Source organism: Paenibacillus sp. NN59 (assembly GCF_057597225.1).
This window is the reverse complement of sequence record NZ_CP199678.1, coordinates 5,351,828-5,370,615: the sequence shown is the minus strand read 5'-3', so window position 1 is coordinate 5,370,615 and position 18,788 is coordinate 5,351,828. Positions and strand designations below refer to the sequence as shown.

The following is an 18,788-nucleotide window of genomic DNA, read 5'->3' as shown; positions in this document are numbered from 1 at the left end:
AAGAGTATCGTGAAGAAGTGGGGAAGTTTATTTTTATCAGGAGTTTTGTTATTTGGAAGTATGGGCACAGCAGTTCAGGCTGAATCTGTAACCGACGCAGTGTATGATCGTGGCGGGAAAGCAACTGTTGCCGTAAAAACGTTCAAAGATCTAAAAGGGAATTGGGCTCAGGAAGTCGTTGAAAAATGGGCTGGCAGAGGGATCGTACAAGGAAATAAACAAGATCTTTTCTTACCTAAGGGAGAAATCACACGTGCCGAGTGGGCAACTATGATTAATCGTGTTTTCCAGTATGAACAGGTTGGTCATTCAACTTTTACCGATGTATCTCAATCTGATTGGTATGCTCAAGATGTCGCTAAAGGCGTTCAAGCAGGATATATTCAAGGCTACAAGGACGGTTCTTTCCACCCCAATGCTACACTAACAAGGCAGGAGGCAGCAACCGTAGTATCACGAATTTTAAACTTGCAGGGTAGTGGAGAGACAAGTTTTACAGATCAGAAGGATATTCAAAGTTGGAGTAAAGAGGCCGTAAGTGCTGCTGCCGAGAAGCAGATCGTCGTAGGCTATAGCAATGGTAGTTTTAAACCGAATAGTGCAGTAACCAGAGCTGAAGCAGTACAGATTCTAGACAGGGCTTTTAGTACATATGGAAGCTGGTACGGACAAGAAGGCCAGTATGGTTCGAAGGACAAGAAAGAAGAAATCCAAGGAAACGTAGTCATCGGCGCTTCGGGAGTCACTCTTCAGAATATGACTATTACAGGTGATCTGATCATCAGCAAAGCTGTTGGTCAAGGTGATGTATTCCTCAAGAACGTAACCGTTCAAGGAAAAACTTACGTATATGGCGGTGGAGAGAACAGTGTACATCTGGAAGATTCTGTTCTGCTGACGGTTATTGTCAACAAAAAAGATGGCACTGTTCGTCTGGTAGCTTCGGGAAAAACGCAAGTACATGAGATGACCATTCAAACTTCTGCTAACATTGAATCTAACGGGACTGCAAAAATCGATAAGCTCAAGCTCTCCGAAGCACTTCCCGAGAAGTCCAGAGTATATCTTAAAGGGAATTTTGATACCGTAGATGTGGAAGCTAAGAGTATAAATATTCAAGTTCCTTCTGGAACGGTCACTGAGCTGAATTTTGCTGATTCGGCCGAGGGAACCGAAGTTCAGATTAGTAAGGAAGCAAAAGTAATAACAGCTATCCTTAATGCAGCCGTTAAAATGTTTGGGACAGGTACCGTGGAACAGGCTACAGTCAACGCTGTAGGTGTGACTATGGAAAAGGCACCAAACAAAGTGAACTTAGGTTCTTCGGTACCTTCAGATACAACCGTACAAATTGACGGTACGAGCAAGCCTGTCAGTTCGATTCCAACTTCAAATGCACCCTCTGGAAGCAATGGATCATCTTCAGGTTCAACTGGTGGAACGGGTAACTCAAACTCTGGAAGTCCAACCCCAGGAAGCCCGAATCCGGGAAATGGAGGTTCTAACCCATCACCAAGCGGTCAATATGGCAGCTATGAGGGAGGTTCCTTTTTTATACTAGGAACCGAGGAGCAAGCGATTACAGTAACGGAGTCAGTATATGTGTACAGTCCTAGGAGTGGTTTTGTTTATGCTACTACTCAGAATATTGATGGCAAAAATCTTATTCTTCTCGATGAAGCAGTAAAAGCTGGAGCAGCTATTAAATTCCCTATCGTGGCAAATGAAAGAACAGAAGTTCCAACAACTGAGCTAATTAATCACTATGGCGGATTAAGAATTTTTGTGTTGGATGCAATGAATAATAGTTCTCAAGTTAGTTATTACAATGTCATGGATGGTCCCGATAAACCTTTGGTTCAGAAGTCAACAAGTATGAGTGGAAGCTGGGTTTCCATTCGGGAATCCTATTCCATTAGTTTTAATCGGATGATTATGGAGTCTGAACTAGGAAAATTAAGAGATTATATTCTCGTTTCTACAGGGTCCCAAACACCCAATTTTGTTCCTCTTGATCCAGAGGACCAGGTCTCCATCAAATACAACAGAATTGAGATCAAACCCAAGAAGGAAGTTCTGGGAAAAAATACCTACTTCAAGGTGTTAGAAGGCGGGGTTTCTACTACGGATAGTGTTTATAAAAATCAAGTTTATACCACATCGAAGTTTGTTTCATTTACTCGGCCTGTATTCGTAGATCATCCAACTGAATGGAGAATACAGGAGCCTGTTGGCACTGTGATTAAATTTACTTTAGACTATGGTGGGGATCCGGTTTACTTCGTTTACGAAGATACCTATGGTACTATAGCCAATTTTGAAAAAGAAGTCAGAGATGGTCATGGATTGAAATTAGAAATTCCACAAGATGTAGAAGGAAAGGTTTTTGAATTCGATACCAAGGATTTACAGCCAGGAAAATATCGGTTCTATATGAATAGTGCATACACGATTTATGTAACTTTGAAATAACCGTAATACAAGAAACGGAGGGATGAATTCCCTTCGTTTTTTTATTTAAATGTGTGAAACTGCGATAAAATATGATGAATGACCATTGTCGTGCATGGTCCTGTAGAACAGGACCATAACGGTTACAACCATTTCTCCGCCCATCGCTCGACAGCGCTTAACGCGCGCCCGAGTTCGCTTCCTTTGCGGGACAACATATATTCAGTCCGAACAGGACGTTCAGTAACGACATGCCGCACGACCAATCCCTCTTCTTCCAATTCCTTCATACGTTCATTCAATACACGTTTGCTCAGATCGGGAATATAAGCATGAATTTCACTGAAGCGTTTGGGTTCTTCCATCAACGCATGGATAATTAAAGCTACCCATTTTCGGCCAATGATCTGATAAGATTGTTCCACTTTCGAGCACATCTGTTTGGCATTCTCATCATCGTTCATAACTGTACTCCTTTGGTTTAGTATCCCTTGTAATATACTTAGTATACTTATTGTAACCTTCTTGTCCACAGGTGTTATGTATAAAATGTCACAATCCAATTGCTATTAAACTTACCACATAAAGCGTTAACATTCAACAAAACCCCTGTAAACACTGGAGTTCACAGGTTAGACACGAATGTTGACGAATTGTGACGACAGGTGTAATATGGGTAACGTTAATTCTAAAGGTTACAATTTATAACCTGATCAAAGTTGATTAAGGTTGTGGAGAGAAGGAATGTTCCCATGGTTGGATTGAGGCAACGGTAATAAACGGAGGCAAGGCGGGCGAGGTGCCCACTTATTCCGTCTTTTGTCATGCTTGGATTTGACCATTTTGCAACATCATATACTATACTGCACAGATCATAGGAGGCACTCCAATGGATGCAATGACATTTGTCCTGTTCGGGGCAACAGGCGATTTAGCCAAACGTAAAATTTACCCTGCATTATACAATCTGTACGTAGATCAGAAAATGCCCAAGGCATTCTCCGTCATCGGTTTGGGCCGTCGTGAACTGTCGGATGCAGACTTCCAGGCGAATGTAGAAAAGTCACTGCAGGAATTCTCCCGTCAAAAGCCGGAGGAGGCATCACAGGTACGCGATTTCATCGGAGCTTTCCGTTACTGTTCGCTGAACAATACGAAGCTTGAAGATTACACCCGGTTGCTTCAACTGGTGCAAGAGCGTGAACAAGAATTGAATATCCCGGAAAACCGCATGTTCTATATGTCGGTTGCACCTGAATTTTTCGAGCCAATCGCACTGAATATTCAAGAAAGCGGTTTGGGTAACACGAAAGGCTGGAAGAAACTGATCATCGAAAAACCATTTGGACATGATTTGCAGTCTGCTCGTGAGCTGAATGAGAAGCTGAGCAATACCTTTGCGGAAGAAGAAATTTATCGGATCGACCACTTCCTAGGAAAACCAATGGTACAGAACATCGAAACACTGACGTATGCCAACCCGGTGATTCAGGCACTTTGGTCTAACCGTTACATTGCGAACGTACAGATCACAGCCAGTGAAACCGTAGGTGTTGAGGAACGTGCTGCGTATTATGATCAAAGTGGTGCTCTTCGCGACATGTTCCAGAACCATATGCTTCAACTGCTGATGATGATTGCACTGCATCTGCCGAAACGTTGCACACCGCAAGAAATTCAGTATAAAAAGAAAAAAATTGCTGAGTCTTTGCGGCCTTTGACTAAAGAAAATGTGACTTCTGAAGTGGTTCGTGCCCAATATGGTGCAGGCGAGCTTCAAGGTTCCGCAGTTGTGGGTTATCTGGACGAGCCTGGTATTCCTGCAAACTCACAGAATGAAACATATGTAGCCGCAAGACTGTGGTTGGATGATCCGTTCTGGGACGAGGTTCCATTTTATATCCGCACAGGTAAACGCATGGCTGAGAAATCAACCCGAATCGTCGTTGAATTCAAGGCGCCGCTCAAAACAGGACATGAGTCTGAAAACACGATGGCTCCAAACCTGTTGACGCTGGAAATTGGTCCTGGCGAAAGTATCTCCCTGCAACTAAATGCGAAGAACCCACTAAACCATGGTGAGGTAGAACCGATGCATATGACCTTTAACTCAGGAGAACGTAACGTTCCTGAAGCGTACGAGAACTTGATCTTTGACGCGATGCGTGGAGATTCTACTTTCTTTGCACACTGGAACGAAGTTGAACTGGCATGGCAGTGGGTACAACCGATTCAGGAAGCCTTTGCGGCAGGTACTATTCCACTGGATACGTACAGTGCAGGTTCGAATGGACCTGAATCAGCCGATCGCCTGACTGCGGTGAATGGATTCCGTTGGTGGTAAGAGAGGAAACATTCCTCAACAATTTTTAAATAATTCATCGCTAAAATTATACCGTTCCAATTTTGCATAAGACCTTCTGACTAATTCAGCCAGAAGGCCGCAAACATTTTATATATAGATGGCAGAAGCATCACGGCTTAAGCACACATCATCATGGACCACGTAGTGGAGGGGACGGAATCGATTCTGCAGAAACGAAGTGTTCGCCTTTGTAGTCCAATTTTACCCGTACAGTTAGGAAATTATAAAAATTGGAATACAACAGCGATCGAAAGAACGATCCGTAACCGGAACGGTTGGTGGGCAAAAGCGGAATGTGTTCTGTATCCTGATTCTACTCAAAACATTCGCAAAACAGGAGGATTTTATCATGAAACTTGGACTTATCGGACTCGGAAAAATGGGCTTGAACCTGGGCAGAAACCTGATTGATCACAAACACGAAGTGGTTGCCTTTGACCTGAATGCAGAAGCGGTTAAAGAAATGAAAGAATACGGCGCTCAAGGCGTGTCTTCATACAAAGAAATGGTTGAATCCTTGGAATCTCCGCGCGTGCTGTGGATCATGGTTCCTCATAACGTTGTGGATGCAGTGCTGGCTGAAGTGAGCCCGCTACTGTCCAAAGGTGATATCATCATCGAAGCAGGGAACTCTCACTACAAAGAGTCCATCCGTCGTTACGAGCAGCTGAAACCACAAGGCATTCATTACATGGATGCAGGAACTTCAGGCGGTATGGAAGGTGCTCGTAACGGTGCATGTTACATGATCGGTGGAGATCCAGAAGCTTGGGCGATCGTTGAGCCGGCTTTCAAAGACACTTCCGTAGAAAACGGTTATCTGTATGCAGGTAAAGCAGGTAGCGGTCACTTCCTCAAAATGGTGCACAACGGAATTGAGTACGGTATGATGGCTTCCATCGGTGAAGGCTTCGACGTATTGGAGAAAAGCGGATTTGACTTCGACTTCGAACAAGTTGCGCGCGTATGGAACAACGGCTCCGTTATCCGTTCATGGTTGATGGAATTGACAGAGCGTGCATTCTCCAAAGATGCTAACCTGGATGAAATCAAAGGGGTTATGCACTCTTCCGGCGAAGGCCGCTGGACTGTTGAAACAGCATTTGACCTTCAAACGGCTACACCCGTTATCGCCCTGTCCTTGCTGATGCGTTACCGTTCCCTGGAAACCGATACGTTCACGGGTAAAGTCGTTGCAGCATTGCGTAACGAATTCGGTGGACATGCGGTGGAAAAAAACTAATCTGTTCATTAAAACAAACCTAAAGATTCCTTATTTGTAAAAAGTAAACCTTTCGCCTGTGCAGATGGCATATCTGCTACGGGCGGAAGGTTTTTTTGTGCCTGGAGCAGCCTGATGTGCACATCCTGCGGATTTGCCGATCAGGCCACTCCAACGTGCATTACAGGGTGCTGTCCTTCTTTTTCAGGACAACATTGCATATGGATAACATATAAGCCTATGGCTCATCCCGCAGGGGAGGGACGCTCCGATGATGCGAAAGAGATGGCGAAGCCGAAGACGGCGCTCTAAGCCGCCAAGCGGTAAGCGGAAAGTATGGTTAATTGCTTTGCTCGTAGCTATATTTTGTTTGATGCAGGGCTTCGCATACGTGGATAAAAAGATGAAGCCGCCCATTATGCATCTGGCCAAGATCAGGGTGAAGCAGATTGCAACCGAGGCGATTAATAAAGCGATTACGGCTCAGGTTGCTGAAGGCAAGACAACGGAAGGTCTAATTGATTGGAAAACCGATACGGCGGGCAAAGTTTCAGGTTTCATGCTGAACTATAACGAACATATGCGCATCACGGCAAGTACGATGAATGTCGTGCAGTCTACCCTTCAGAACGTGCATATGTTAAAAGAAAAAATACCGTTGGGTCAGGCGCTGGGCAGCCCGGTTATGGCTTCCTTTGGCCCAAGCATCCCCGTTCGTATTGAACCTCAGGGGGCGGTGAAGGTTGACCTGAACACCCGTCAGCAGAATGCAGGTATTAACATGATTTTGGTCGAGGTATACATCCACATTATTGCCGAGGTTGCCGTTGTAGTGCCTTTTGACATGGAACCTGAGACCGTAGATACCGAAATCCCGATCTCATATTTACTCGTTGTGGGTGATGTACCGATGTATTATTACGATAATCAGGGCAGACCTGTCGGGAGCAACGGTAGTAATGCTCCCGCAATTGCCTTGCCTTCAGGGCAGGCAGGCGTATCTAACGGCGGTAACGGTCACACGGGAAGTGGAAGTGGTACGAACAGTGGTAATAGCAATGGAAACGGCACGCACAATAGTGGTGAGATACCAGGTAATCAGCCACAGATTCCAAATCCGCAGCAAGCGCCGGGAAACAATACACAGTCAAACGGGCTGGAACTTGAACTGGACCCGCCTGATCTGAACGGGAGTTTTCAGTCCGGACAAAATGGGCATTAGGCGCGAAGCGCTGGATTGCTTGTTCTCAGGCAATATTCCATCAAGCTTAACCCTAGAAAGAGAAAGGGGAACCTCTCGTCAATCGTAGAGGTTCCCCTTTTTGAGCGCGTATTTACAAGGTGTATGCTGTCCGCCTTTACTTGCTCTTCTTGTTTCTCTGGCTTCGTTCTTCCTGTTCCCAGTTTCTGAGTAACGGATAGGGATCGAAAGACCATTCATGCAGACCGCTGTCCCGGTAAATGCCGTAATGAAGATGCGGGGGGAACTTGCCTTGAGTTCCCGGCTTGCCGTAGCCAGAGCTGCCAACCCAGCCTACAACCTGCCCGGGAGTGACCACATCACCGATCCGAACTCCTTTATCAAAGCCGGACAAGTGAGCGTAATAATGATAGTGGTTGTTCAAATCCCGGATACCAATCCGCCATCCACCGAATGGATTCCAACCCTTGATCTCCACAATGCCGTAACATGTACTGCGAACAGGCAGACCATGTGGAGCAAAGATATCTGTACCTTCATGAATGCGATATCCACCCCAACTTCGTTTGGTTCCCCATGTGCTGCGATAGGAATAATTGGTACCCAAAGGAACGGGAAAGGCATGTCCGAATAGATCCAGATTGTCAAAATGCTCATATAATTTCGCAAATTGCTGAATTCGCTGCACGGCTCTTGAATTGTGATAGTACTCCCACAGGCCTATGCCAAAGTCCTCCTGTTTATTTCCGTATTGCTGCATGATTGACGCCATGCTGTAGAGTACATCCAAATCGTTGTTGGAGTCCGCAATCCCGTCTCCTGAACCATCTCTGCCTTTTCCATTGAAAAAAAGAATCGATTGCGGATGCTGGTCTGTCTCATCCGGGTTCAGCCAGCCTCTCCAAGCCGGAGACGTCAAGAAAATACCGGTCAAACGTTCAGGGTGTTTACGATCTTTGGGATGTGCTCGTGTAATCGTTCGTTCATACTGATCAATGGCGGCCAGCCTGTACCATGGAATTTGGGTCATCTGACCAATACTTTCATACAGATGTCGACGTGCGGCAAAAATGTCGGTTGCTTTGGTCTCTGCAGCTTGGGGTTGGGTCATTGTTGTATGGACAGACTCACCGTAAACATCAGCAGGCAGGAATGGGAGAAGCATCGCGCCTGCGAGTAACGTTTTGATGCAAAAGCTGTACGTATTTCGGAGTATCCACTGATGTTGCACAGGGAAGCAGCCCCTTTCCGTTAAGATGATGCACTTATGCCCGATAAATCAAGCGATATCTTAGCGTTCTTCAAACGTTCTGTTTTTATCCATTTCGTTGTGTAAGCACAAGATGTGACAAATGGGGGTTTTTCCAAGCCTTTCATGGTATAATATGTTCCGAGCAACAGCCTAACTTCAGTAGAAAGAAGGTTTATGCATTGGCTAAACGTGTTAAAGAACCGAAACCGGATTGGATTCGGATCAAATTGACAACCGGAGATAACTACCAGGAAATTAAAAACATGATGCGTTCCAAAACATTGCATACCGTATGTGAGGAAGCACGTTGTCCGAATATTTATGAATGCTGGGCGAATCGAACAGCGACTTTTATGATTTTGGGCGATATTTGCACAAGAGCATGCCGATTTTGCGCGGTCAATACCGGTTTGCCTACGGAACTCGATTTACAGGAACCGGAACGTGTAGCCGAAGCAGCTGAACAAATGAACCTGCAACATTGTGTCATTACAAGTGTGGCCCGGGATGATTTGAAGGACGGAGGAGCAACCATTTTTGCCGAAACGGTAAAAGCTGTACGCAAGCGTCTGCCACTGTGTAGTGTGGAAGTGCTTATTCCGGATTTTATGGGTGATCGGGATTCACTGCAGATCGTTATGGATGCCAAACCGGACATCTTGAACCATAACATCGAAACCGTTGAACGGTTGTCAGACAAGGTGCGTGCCAAAGCCAAGTATAAACGTTCACTGGAATTGCTCGCTCGTGCCAAAGAGATGCAACCTAACATCCCAACGAAATCGAGTATTATGCTCGGTGTAGGTGAAGAATATAACGAAATTTTGGCAACGATGGATGATCTTCGTGCGGTGAACTGTGACATTATGACGATTGGTCAGTACTTACAGCCATCCGAGAAACATCTGTTTGTTGAGAAGTATTATCCGCCTGAAGAATTTGCAACATTGAAACAAGAAGGATTGAAGCGTGGATTCAGTCACGTCGAATCCGGTCCGATGGTACGCAGTTCTTATCATGCCCATGAACAGGTAAAATCAGCGAATCAGCATACGGAACAGGCGGCAACACACGCGTGATGGAGGAATCCGGATTGGAACAGAATAAAAACACGGAAGAACAGCTGGAGAACGAGCAACAGAACGAGCAACAGCTACAGGAAACGGAACAGGAGTCTGTACAGGAGCAGGAAAAGCCTAAGGCACCCGTCATTGTTCAAGTCGGCGGTAAAAATTATGAAATTGTACAGAACCACAAGCAGGGTTGGAACCCTGAAGTGTTCCGTGACCGGTACAGCGAAGTGCTGGAGCGTTACGACTATATTATTGGTGACTGGGGTTATAGCCAGCTTAGACTCAAAGGCTTTTATCGAGACAATCACCCCAAAGCAACGAAGGATTCAACCATCTCTTATCTTGTGGATTACATTAACGAGTACTGTAACTTTGGCTGTGCATACTTCGTACTGCAGAAGTGCAAAGAGCAGCCACAAGCCAAAGCAAAAAGCGGTTCCTGAGAAGGACCGCTTTTTTGATGCGTATACATAAACTTTTGGCTGGTCAGACATGTTGCCTAATCAAGAAAGGCTGTGCGAACCCGGTTCCAGAACGGATATGGGCGAAAACGCGCAAAACTGACCTTCTGCTCCGAGACCTGGCAACGAACGGAGATCAGATCCTCCACCATTACATTGACATGATCAATGGTTAGCAACAGACGCTGATCTTTACGTGAGAAAATGTCACAATGGTGATGCTTGGGCAAAATGACAGGTGAACCGAGCGTCCGGTAGACACGGTTGTTAATGGATGCAATCTCAGCAATCTGAATAGCTTCAATCGTTGGATGTACCATGGCTCCGCCGAGTGCTTTATTGTACGCCGTACTACCTGAAGGAGTGGAAACGCAGATCCCGTCCCCCCGGAACATCTCAAATGTAACGTCGTTGATGTCCACTTGTGCTACGACGGTACCATCTACCCCTTTTAACGTGAATTCATTCAGGGCGATGTACGAGGCGTTACCTGATTTCTTACGAATCTCCAGTTCGAGCAATGGATACTTCACAATACGAGGTTTAAGGAGATCGGGATCCCCTTTACCGCTCATAAGTCGAACCAATTCCCTTAATTCTTCCTTCTTCCAATCGGCATAGAAGCCGAGGTGGCCCGTATGAACCCCAACAAAAGCAATATCCGGAATGCGGTCGATGAAATTGTGAAAAGCTTGAAGCATCGTTCCATCGCCTCCGATGGAGATGACAATCTCCGGCGATTCTGCATCCAGCTTGAATCCTTCTTCCTTCGCCAGCGCATGAAACTGCTGACTGAGATCAATCGATAACTGGTCTCCGCGGTCTTGAACATAGTATCTCAAGATGAAAGCTCCTTTGTGGTCATTATACTACCGATGATAATCAATTCCGCGCCAGAACACAACGTCCGATTCAACTTCTGGGCAAACTATTTGGACAAAGCCCTATTTTTCGCTCCGTTTGGGAATCAGTAACGAACGAATCCAGGTAAGACATAAGAGAGTAGCGAGCATACCGACGAACATCTTTATTCCTGTTATTCCAATGACATTCCATCCGGGTGTGTGATCGAAGACAGAAGGGTTCAGCGTGTTCTCCAGAAATGCAGGCGAGGCCGATATGTTCATGAATAGCGGCCATAACAAAATGACGAGTAGAGGTGCAATTGCCGCATGAATTGCTCGAGCCAGTAAAAAAGGCCCGTATCGCATTGGCGTATTGCTTAACACGCTCATAATTTGCGCATGTACGGATAACCCGCCCCAGGAAAGTACAAATGCAGCGGCAGCAACTTTAAAGACAAGAGGAATGGAGGTGGATGCAGCTCCAGCTTCTTTGGCTCCAAGTGTCACTTCAAATAATCCGCCGACCAGACTGTGGGACAGGGATGGTGGTAAACCGGCAAGTTGAAGTCCTTGTTCCGTTAGAGTGTATAGCATGCCTAGCCATCCGGTCTGAACCAATAATTCCATAATGACGGAGAAGAATACAACTAGCCCGCCTACGATAATAATAAGCCGGAGGGAAGAGGATATAGCATGCCGAAGCAATTCCCCTAAGGTCCGCCCATCGGCTTGTCTCGCTTCGTGCATCGCATAGATCGCACTCAGGAAACGGTTGCGATGCTCTCCGTGAGCGGGAGGGGATTCAGACGGTAGAGTTGCAGCGGGACGGCCATGGAAACGCATGAGCACACCTACAAGAATAGCCGCAGAGTAATGGGAGGCCACAAGAATTGGAGCGATGGACGTATTGTGGAAAAAACCGACAGACACAGCCCCAATCATAAAGATCGGATCAGATGAGGTAGTGAAAGCAACCAAGCGCTCACCCTCCTCTCTTGTAACCAGTTTCTGTTCCCATAATTGTGCGGTCAGTTTAGCCCCTGTAGGGTAACCAGAAGCACAGCTTACGGCAAAGACAAACCCGCCGCTTCCGGGAACGCGGAATATCGGGCGCATAAGTGGATTAAGCAATGTACCCAAAAAATGCACAATACCAAAACCGAGTAGCAACTCGGATAAAACCAGAAATGGAAAAAGGGAAGGGAACAGAACATCCCACCAGATCGATAGTCCCCTCACACTGGCATGCCAAGTTTCAGATGGGTACAAAGCCATCAGAACACAAAAGAAAAGGAGAGCAAGGATGACCAGGATTTGCATGATGCGCTTTGAAACGTTCATGAATTTCTCTCCTTTTAGGGTTAAGATGCAGGAATCACAGTCCATGATGGAGCTTTTGCCATAAATATATGAAAAAGATCGGACAAACAGTACAAAATAATAATGGGAAAGCGCTTGCAAAAGTGGCTGTGTTTTTGAATGATGTATGCTAAAATGGTAAAAACGCCTGAACGTCACCTAATTGCCATAAAGGTGGAATCAATAAGGATGGAGTGATGATCATGAGTCTTGTCGCCGGAGTCCTGGTCTGTGCATTTGTGTATGTGATACGTGCCTCGCTGGTGCGTACTGAAGAGGAAGATTGGCGAAGTTATTAATGGAATATGTGATGCGCCAGCCTTGAAGGTTGGCGCTTTTTTTGTCATTTTGGCCCGGAACTCCTTGGTACGTAAGGCTCTGGTCAAATCTGATCTTTCATGTGATATAGGACTTTTTGGTTTTTTTTGATAGAATGAAGATGCTGGCTTTTAGGGCCAGCTTGTTGATCTGTTGTTTATCATGTTCCTGTAGCATGTGTTATATTACAAAATTCGACATATTGAAGGAGGGAAGAAGTATGAATTCCAGTTTAAGTATTTATGACAATCTTGGCGGTGAACAAGGTGTTCGGGCGCTGGTGGAGGCTTTTTATCCAATCGTATTGCAGAATGAACAACTAGCACCGCTCTTCCCGGAAGATATTACTCCGGTAATGGACAAGCAATACATGTTCCTGTCTCAATTTTTTGGTGGTCCTGCATTGTTCTCTGAGGCCTACGGACATCCGATGATGCGTGCTCGTCATATGCACTTTGAGGTGACGGTAGAGCGAGCAGAGGCATGGCTTGCATGTATGAATCAAGCGTTAACACAAATTGGTGTGGAAGAACCGTTGCATTCGTTTATTTTGCAGCGTTTATCGGGGCCAGCTCACCATTTTGTGAATACGCCATAGTTCCAAATATACGACAAGCCTTACGGGAGAGGGATGGAACAAGTGGAATTAGAGCCGCTGTATAAGGTGAAGGTGACATGTCATTATTGCGAGAATGAATTTGAAACGTCACGAGTAAGACCGAGCTTGAAACGGCCTTACCGAACGGATTCTGATTTTTGTGCTTATTACAAACAGGAAAATCCGGATTTTTATGTTGTCCGAATCTGTCCTTCGTGTGGATTTGCCTCTACCGAAAATTCTTCAGGTAATCTGAATGAGATACAGCGCAAGGCGTTCATCGAGCAGATCGGAAACCGCTGGGTTAAGCGAGATTATAGTGGAGCAAGAAATCTGGAACAGGCACTTGCTACGTACAAATTGGGTCTGCTATGTGCTCAGGTTATTCAGGAAAAGGATCGTGTCGTTGCTGGCCTGTTGCATCATATAGCCTGGTTGTATCGGTATATGGAAGATCATACACAGGAGCATCGTTTTCTCGAGTTCAGCCTGGAAGCTTATATCAAGGTGTTTGAACGGGAAGGAACAGGCGGTAATGAGGCGAAGTTACTATATCTGCTTGGAGAACTGAATCGCAGAGTAGGAAGGTTCCATGAAGCGGTTCAATGGTTCGGTAGAGTCATTCATGACAAACGCATTACAGATGCAGCGATGATTCGTGCGTCAAGAGAACAATGGGCGTTGCTACGTGAACAGATGATATCAGGAAAAATGGAACTGCCACAAGAGATGCTGGAAGCAGACAAAGAGGCTGCAAAGCGCAGCCCTCTCTAAGTGTATTGCAGGATGTATTTATCGAACAGGACGACTGGACAACAGGTAATCGTTATCGGTATCAATGACGGTCATGCTGCTATTACAGCAGGGAAAGACAAGCAATTTCTTTTTTCCTTCACGGATACGGATGAGTTCCTTGGGTTTGAGGGGAAGTAGCACATTGTTTGCACCGCAAAAAGGGCATTGCTGTACATAGATATCCCCCATAATGACATCGTATGGCCAACTGTTCTCAAAAGGAATCATTCGGATTTGTCTTCCTGATCTGAAGATTTAGCGGCCTCTTCCTTGGCCAGTTCTGCAATCTTCTGCATGAGAATATGTTGAGGCATATGCATCAGATGTTCCAGAGGCACGCCCAGAGATGCTGCTAATTTGACGGCTGTTTCAGCCGATACTTGTAAAGGTTTCATACACTTACCTCCTGAAAAAGTTGCTTATTATTTCTCTAGTATAGAGATACGTTGCGTATAAAACCAGTTTTTAATTCAATTCTATTCACCCGAATCTATAGAAAGAGGTGCCTTATTAGATGAAAATGCCATTACATCCTGTATGGGATCTGGAGTCCATCTTTAGTGGAGGTTCTTCTTCCGAAGCATTCGCCGCATATCTGAGTAAGCTGGAAACGGATGTGCGAAAGTTGCAAGAAACATTGAATCAAACGGTTGCTCCAGCAACATTGAAAGATACAGAGGCTTTTGATCCTATTCTTGAACTGTTGCAAAACTGTTATGTTCGAATCTCTGAAGGGTCTGCGTTCGTATCTTGTCTGTCCGCTCAAAATCAGCAAGATAAAAAAGCGACTCAACTTCAAGGGACTGTTAGTTCCATTGCTGCGATGCTCAGCAGCAGTAAATCCAAATTCGACAATATACTTAGCCAGATGCCAGAAGATGTATGGGCGGAATGGCTTGAACGTCCTGAAATCCAACCTTTGTCCTTTGTATTAAACGAGAGTCGTACACAAGCGAAAGAAAAATTGTCACCGGAGCTGGAAGGGCTTGCTCTGGATCTGGCTGTGGATGGTTATCATGGTTGGGGCAAATTCTACAATACAATTGTAAGTAAAGTGAATATCCCGTTTGAACAGGATGGGGAGACAGTTATGCTGTCCGCAGGACAGGCCGCTAACAAGCTCAGTGACAGTGATCGTGCAGTGCGTGAGCAGGTATATGCATCCTGGGAGCAGGCCTGGACAGATGTGGAGGATTTCTGCGCAGACACGTTGAATCATCTTGCGGGTTTCCGTCTAAAATTGTACGAGAAGCGTGGCTGGCATGATATCTTGAAAGAACCTCTCTCCATCAACCGGATGTCACGCCAAACGCTGGATACCATGTGGGAAGTCATCAACGGAGCCAAACCGGTACTTGTACAGTATTTGGAGCGAAAAGCCCAATTGCTGGGTGTCGATAAGCTAAGCTGGAGCGATGTAGAAGCACCGGTAGGCAAGTCTGTTGGTAAAGTGACGTATGACGGGGCAGCTCAGACAATCGTGGAGCAATTTGCCAAGTTCAGTCCCAAACTGTCGAGCTTTGCAGAGATGGCTTTTGAGAAACGATGGATTGAAGCCGAAGATCGTCCAGGTAAACGTCCAGGGGGATTCTGCACTTCACTGCCACTAAGCAAAGCGACTCGCATCTTTATGACCTTCTCTGGAACGGCGTCGAATGTATCCACACTCGCGCACGAACTTGGTCATGGATACCACCAGCATATCATGGAAGAACTGCCGGCATTGAATCAGCGTTACGCGATGAACGTAGCTGAGACGGCTTCTACATTCGCAGAGATGATCGTTGCCGATGCATTGGTGCAAACTGCAAGTGATGAGCAGGAGAAGCTGGCGTTGCTTGAAGATAAAATACAGCGTAGTGTTGCGTTCTTTATGAACATTCATGCCCGTTTCCTGTTTGAGAATCGTTTCTATGAGCAACGTAAGAAAGGCCTGGTAAGTGCCGACGAGTTGAGCAGATTAATGGTGGAGGCTCAAGAAGAGGCATACTGCGGCGTTCTGGCATCAAATCATCCTCATTTCTGGGCATCGAAACTGCATTTCTATCTGACAGGTGTACCTTTCTATAACTTCCCATACACCTTCGGGTACATGTTTAGTGCGGGAATCTATGCTCGGGCACAACAAGAAGGTACGGCTTTTGCGGGGAAATATGATGATTTGCTGCGTGATACTGGACGAATGACTGTGGAGGAACTAGCTCAGAAACATCTGGGTACAGATCTGACACAACCGGACTTCTGGCAAAATGCTGCGAATTTAGTTATTGCCGATATTGAGCAATTTTTAGAGATGACCTCAGATATAAAATAGCGTAGCCAACTATTTCGAGAAAAGAGAAGCCATAGTGGATTGTCTGACAGACATCTATTATGGCTTCTTTTATTTGCCCTTAAAGTCGAATGTATATTTTGTCGTAAATAAATGAAAAAACTCGTTTTAAGGAGGGGGATTGGCAATTAATTGTGCAAATTATAGGGATAATTACCCAAAGTTGTTTATATTTGTTGAGTAAGCGTATATGATGTCATATAATGAGTCGTAAGTCCTTGCTTTATAGGACTAAAAGCATAATAGGAGGAGTGTTAACGTGAAAACGGAGCAACTTTCATTAGCAAGACAGTTAGATCTGGTGTTTAAAGAGCTTGATCAGGAACTGTCAGGATTAGATTCAGGGGTAGTTTTTGTGCAAATACGAAATAACGTTATTGGGAAATTCGGCATTCGACATAATCCGATAACCGGTAAAGATGGACGGATGGAGATGGAGGGTGAGGGACTTAATCATGCGCAACGTGCTTCCTTCCGCGCTATGGCACTGGAGACACTGAAATTTAAGCGGAATTGGACACATGGCGAAATTAGCTATGACTTTACCGTTAGACAAGGCATGATCATGATCGATGCGACGATGGAATCCAATTACAACATGGCGAACTTGATGATTCGCTACCCTAGAACGAATACATATCTGGATTCGGGGATGGGATCTGGCTCATAATTTAGCAAAACCAGAGAATGATATCGTTAAGTTTGTTACACATGTTTAGTACAAATAGAAATAAAGCGGCACTTCCGAAGAAGGCCGCCATTCATTTTCAGCAACACTCAAGCAATAATTACGAGCTTACGAACGACCCGATAATTGCTGCTCAGCGATTTGTACCAGACGTTTTGTAATATATCCACCCAGAGATCCAGTCTCACGGGAAGTATAGTTACCGTAGTAACCATCTTGAGGAATAGTTACACCCAGCTCTTGCGCAGCTTCCATTTTCAGTTGTTGCAATGCTGCGTTCGCTTGAGGTACTACCAGATTGTTAGAGCGGCTTCCGCCACCTTGGTTTTGGCTTCCGTACATATGTCTCACCTCCTTGTGGGTTAGTGATGTTAGTATGGATCGAGAATGAGGAAATATACATGATATGGCGTAAGGGAATATATGGATAATCAAACGAAGGCATGTCAACTCAAAAAGCCGATCCAGTGCGGATCGGCTTGTTTTGCATCATTGCGAGAATAGCAAAAGTCGAGGTAGTTCATCTATTGTAAAAAAAGTATTGCTTAGTCAATTGGTGGAACAACCTCGATATGGGTGAACAGCTCTACAGGTTGCTCTGGTTCAAGCCGGATCAGTCCAGTTAAATCCTCAGTCAATGGCAGATTCGGCGCATCCGGCAACCAGGTGTAAGGTTCAATACACAAGAATTGATCGGATTCTCCTTTGGTATACAAAACCCAGTGTTTGAAAAATGCTTCATCTACTGAATATTTCAGTGTATATCCATCATTTCTCCGCAAATGAGCAACTGCAGGCTGACCTTCCGCCGCACGAAGCAACGTATCCCAGTCTCTTCCCTGCATGTTGATTCCTTCCCCGATAGAGGACCATTCATCATGTAACGTTTCTATTTCGCCTGTAGGCAGCTGATCTTCATTTTGTGCATACAATCCGGAAACAGGTAGCTGTAGTGTCCAATCTTCAGGTTTACCGTCGAGCAAAAACCATGTATGATATCCCATCCCAAAGGGAGCAGGTGTTGAACTCAAATTGGTGACACGCAACCGCTGGGTCAGTACAGCATTTTTCAAGCTGAATGTCATTTCAAGTTTCAGAGGGATGGGGAACTGTTCCATCCAATGTTTTTCATTTTCGGTTAATAGTTCGGTTGTGATTGCACAGCCGTCCTCATCTTCTTCAATATCACTGACACACCAGGACTGGCTGCGATGGAGACCGTGAATATGGTTGCCATTCGCCGTATTCTGATCGAACTGATAACGTACACCTTCATACTCGAATTGTCCCTGGTGAATACGTCCTGGTGGTATGAGCAACGGGACTCCGAAATGATAGGGCTTCTGTAAATAGAAAGCCAGATCATTTTCGTCCGGGCGACGAACGATATCCCTATTCTGCACCAAATCGCGAATCGAGATGATGTTATTTCCCAGACGAGGCAGCAGGGTGATTTCCAATTCACGGCTATGTAGGATATACGTGTCGTAACCATTCCATTGACCTTTGGTCACTTGTTTCATATCGATGCTCCTTTTCCCACTTGAAATCTGTCTGCATGCAGTTGGGCTTGCTGAACTGCTACAGGCGTGTCATTGTGATCATTCCAACTTTTTAACACATCCTGCGATCAGCATCATAGCCTTCACAGGATAAGCAATACCATCATAACAGATTTTCAAGCTTCGCGAAAAAAAACTCATCTCATTTTGACATTCAGGCTTAAGGGCATTAATATGGAATTCTAGAAGCTTTTTATGAACTGAATGATATCAAAGCGATGACGGGGACAAGTAGACAAGGAGTATTCTCTTCAGAAAGCCAGTGG

18 protein-coding genes and 1 other annotated feature (1 of these 19 cut by a window edge) are annotated in these 18,788 nt (G+C 45.3%); of the genes, 10 read left to right on the top strand and 8 right to left on the bottom strand.

Going from position 1 to position 18,788, the window contains the following annotated elements; all coding sequences use genetic code 11:
- Positions 1–9 precede the first annotated feature (9 nt).
- Positions 10–2,472 carry an S-layer homology domain-containing protein gene (locus ACT89M_RS23465; protein WP_154891088.1) on the top strand — a complete coding sequence of 821 codons (2,463 nt, stop codon included), beginning with the start codon at positions 10–12 and terminating at the stop codon, positions 2,470–2,472.
- 122 nt (positions 2,473–2,594) lie between these two features.
- Here ACT89M_RS23465 and ACT89M_RS23460 read toward each other — a convergent pair whose 3' ends face one another.
- Complete coding sequence (locus ACT89M_RS23460; RefSeq protein ID WP_090919666.1) at positions 2,595–2,915, bottom strand: winged helix-turn-helix transcriptional regulator; 321 nt, start codon at positions 2,913–2,915, stop codon at positions 2,595–2,597.
- 425 nt (positions 2,916–3,340) lie between these two features.
- Between ACT89M_RS23460 and zwf the strand changes: the two genes are divergently transcribed.
- From zwf to yunB, 3 genes are all read left to right on the top strand, one after another.
- Entirely contained in the window at positions 3,341–4,795 is a 1,455-nt protein-coding gene (zwf, locus tag ACT89M_RS23455) for a glucose-6-phosphate dehydrogenase (protein ID WP_341181256.1), read from the top strand.
- Between the two features lie 370 nt (positions 4,796–5,165).
- A complete protein-coding gene (gnd, locus tag ACT89M_RS23450) occupies positions 5,166–6,059 on the top strand; it encodes a phosphogluconate dehydrogenase (NAD(+)-dependent, decarboxylating) (RefSeq protein ID WP_123064728.1) in 894 nt (297 codons plus the stop codon).
- Positions 6,060–6,309: 250 nt separating this feature from the next.
- Complete coding sequence (yunB, locus tag ACT89M_RS23445) at positions 6,310–7,260, top strand: sporulation protein YunB (RefSeq protein ID WP_487344849.1); 951 nt, start codon at positions 6,310–6,312, stop codon at positions 7,258–7,260.
- A gap of 136 nt (positions 7,261–7,396) precedes the next feature.
- On the opposite strand, the gene ACT89M_RS23440 is transcribed toward yunB, so the two are convergent.
- Entirely contained in the window at positions 7,397–8,404 is a 1,008-nt protein-coding gene (locus tag ACT89M_RS23440; RefSeq protein WP_154891116.1) for a M23 family metallopeptidase, read from the bottom strand.
- A gap of 266 nt (positions 8,405–8,670) precedes the next feature.
- On the opposite strand from ACT89M_RS23440, the gene lipA reads away from it, so the two are divergent.
- A complete protein-coding gene (gene lipA, locus ACT89M_RS23435) occupies positions 8,671–9,570 on the top strand; it encodes a lipoyl synthase (protein WP_090919653.1) in 900 nt (299 codons plus the stop codon).
- Between the two features lie 14 nt (positions 9,571–9,584).
- The gene (locus ACT89M_RS23430; protein ID WP_244159298.1) at positions 9,585–10,007 is read left to right on the top strand and encodes a YutD family protein; all 423 of its coding nucleotides are present in this window, start codon (positions 9,585–9,587) and stop codon (positions 10,005–10,007) included.
- 56 nt (positions 10,008–10,063) lie between these two features.
- Here ACT89M_RS23430 and ACT89M_RS23425 read toward each other — a convergent pair whose 3' ends face one another.
- Both ACT89M_RS23425 and ylbJ read right to left on the bottom strand, forming a co-directional pair.
- A complete protein-coding gene (locus ACT89M_RS23425) occupies positions 10,064–10,867 on the bottom strand; it encodes an NAD kinase (RefSeq protein WP_090919650.1) in 804 nt (267 codons plus the stop codon).
- 102 nt (positions 10,868–10,969) lie between these two features.
- Positions 10,970–12,211: a sporulation integral membrane protein YlbJ gene (ylbJ, locus tag ACT89M_RS23420; RefSeq protein ID WP_154891085.1), complete on the bottom strand. Its 1,242-nt coding sequence runs from the start codon at positions 12,209–12,211 to the stop codon at positions 10,970–10,972.
- Between the two features lie 556 nt (positions 12,212–12,767).
- Here ylbJ and ACT89M_RS23415 point away from each other — a divergent pair.
- Positions 12,768–13,145: a globin domain-containing protein gene (locus ACT89M_RS23415; protein ID WP_090919642.1), complete on the top strand. Its 378-nt coding sequence runs from the start codon at positions 12,768–12,770 to the stop codon at positions 13,143–13,145.
- Positions 13,146–13,187: 42 nt separating this feature from the next.
- On the top strand, positions 13,188–13,919 hold the full coding sequence (locus ACT89M_RS23410) for a DUF2225 domain-containing protein (protein WP_154891115.1): 732 nt from the start codon (positions 13,188–13,190) through the stop codon (positions 13,917–13,919).
- Positions 13,920–13,937: 18 nt separating this feature from the next.
- Here the strand turns inward: ACT89M_RS23410 and ACT89M_RS23405 are convergent, their stop codons facing one another.
- Both ACT89M_RS23405 and ACT89M_RS23400 read right to left on the bottom strand, forming a co-directional pair.
- The gene (locus tag ACT89M_RS23405; protein WP_090919639.1) at positions 13,938–14,168 is read right to left on the bottom strand and encodes a hypothetical protein; all 231 of its coding nucleotides are present in this window, start codon (positions 14,166–14,168) and stop codon (positions 13,938–13,940) included.
- Complete coding sequence (locus ACT89M_RS23400) at positions 14,165–14,335, bottom strand: YycC family protein (protein WP_154891084.1); 171 nt, start codon at positions 14,333–14,335, stop codon at positions 14,165–14,167. The genes ACT89M_RS23405 and ACT89M_RS23400 overlap by 4 nt, the downstream gene beginning before the upstream one ends.
- 119 nt (positions 14,336–14,454) lie before the next feature.
- Here ACT89M_RS23400 and ACT89M_RS23395 point away from each other — a divergent pair, with 119 nt between their 5' ends.
- Positions 14,455–16,254, top strand: a complete 1,800-nt coding sequence (locus ACT89M_RS23395; protein WP_487344848.1) for a M3 family oligoendopeptidase — start codon at positions 14,455–14,457, stop codon at positions 16,252–16,254.
- Between the two features lie 277 nt (positions 16,255–16,531).
- The gene (locus ACT89M_RS23390; RefSeq protein ID WP_090919630.1) at positions 16,532–16,942 is read left to right on the top strand and encodes an O-methyltransferase; all 411 of its coding nucleotides are present in this window, start codon (positions 16,532–16,534) and stop codon (positions 16,940–16,942) included.
- A gap of 126 nt (positions 16,943–17,068) precedes the next feature.
- Here ACT89M_RS23390 and ACT89M_RS23385 read toward each other — a convergent pair whose 3' ends face one another.
- Positions 17,069–17,302, bottom strand: a complete 234-nt coding sequence (locus ACT89M_RS23385; RefSeq protein WP_090919627.1) for an alpha/beta-type small acid-soluble spore protein — start codon at positions 17,300–17,302, stop codon at positions 17,069–17,071.
- Positions 17,303–17,505: 203 nt separating this feature from the next.
- Positions 17,506–18,483, bottom strand: a complete 978-nt coding sequence (locus tag ACT89M_RS23380; protein ID WP_308723058.1) for an aldose 1-epimerase — start codon at positions 18,481–18,483, stop codon at positions 17,506–17,508.
- Between the two features lie 248 nt (positions 18,484–18,731).
- Positions 18,732–18,788 (top strand) — a binding site (T-box leader); it runs 207 nt beyond the window's last position.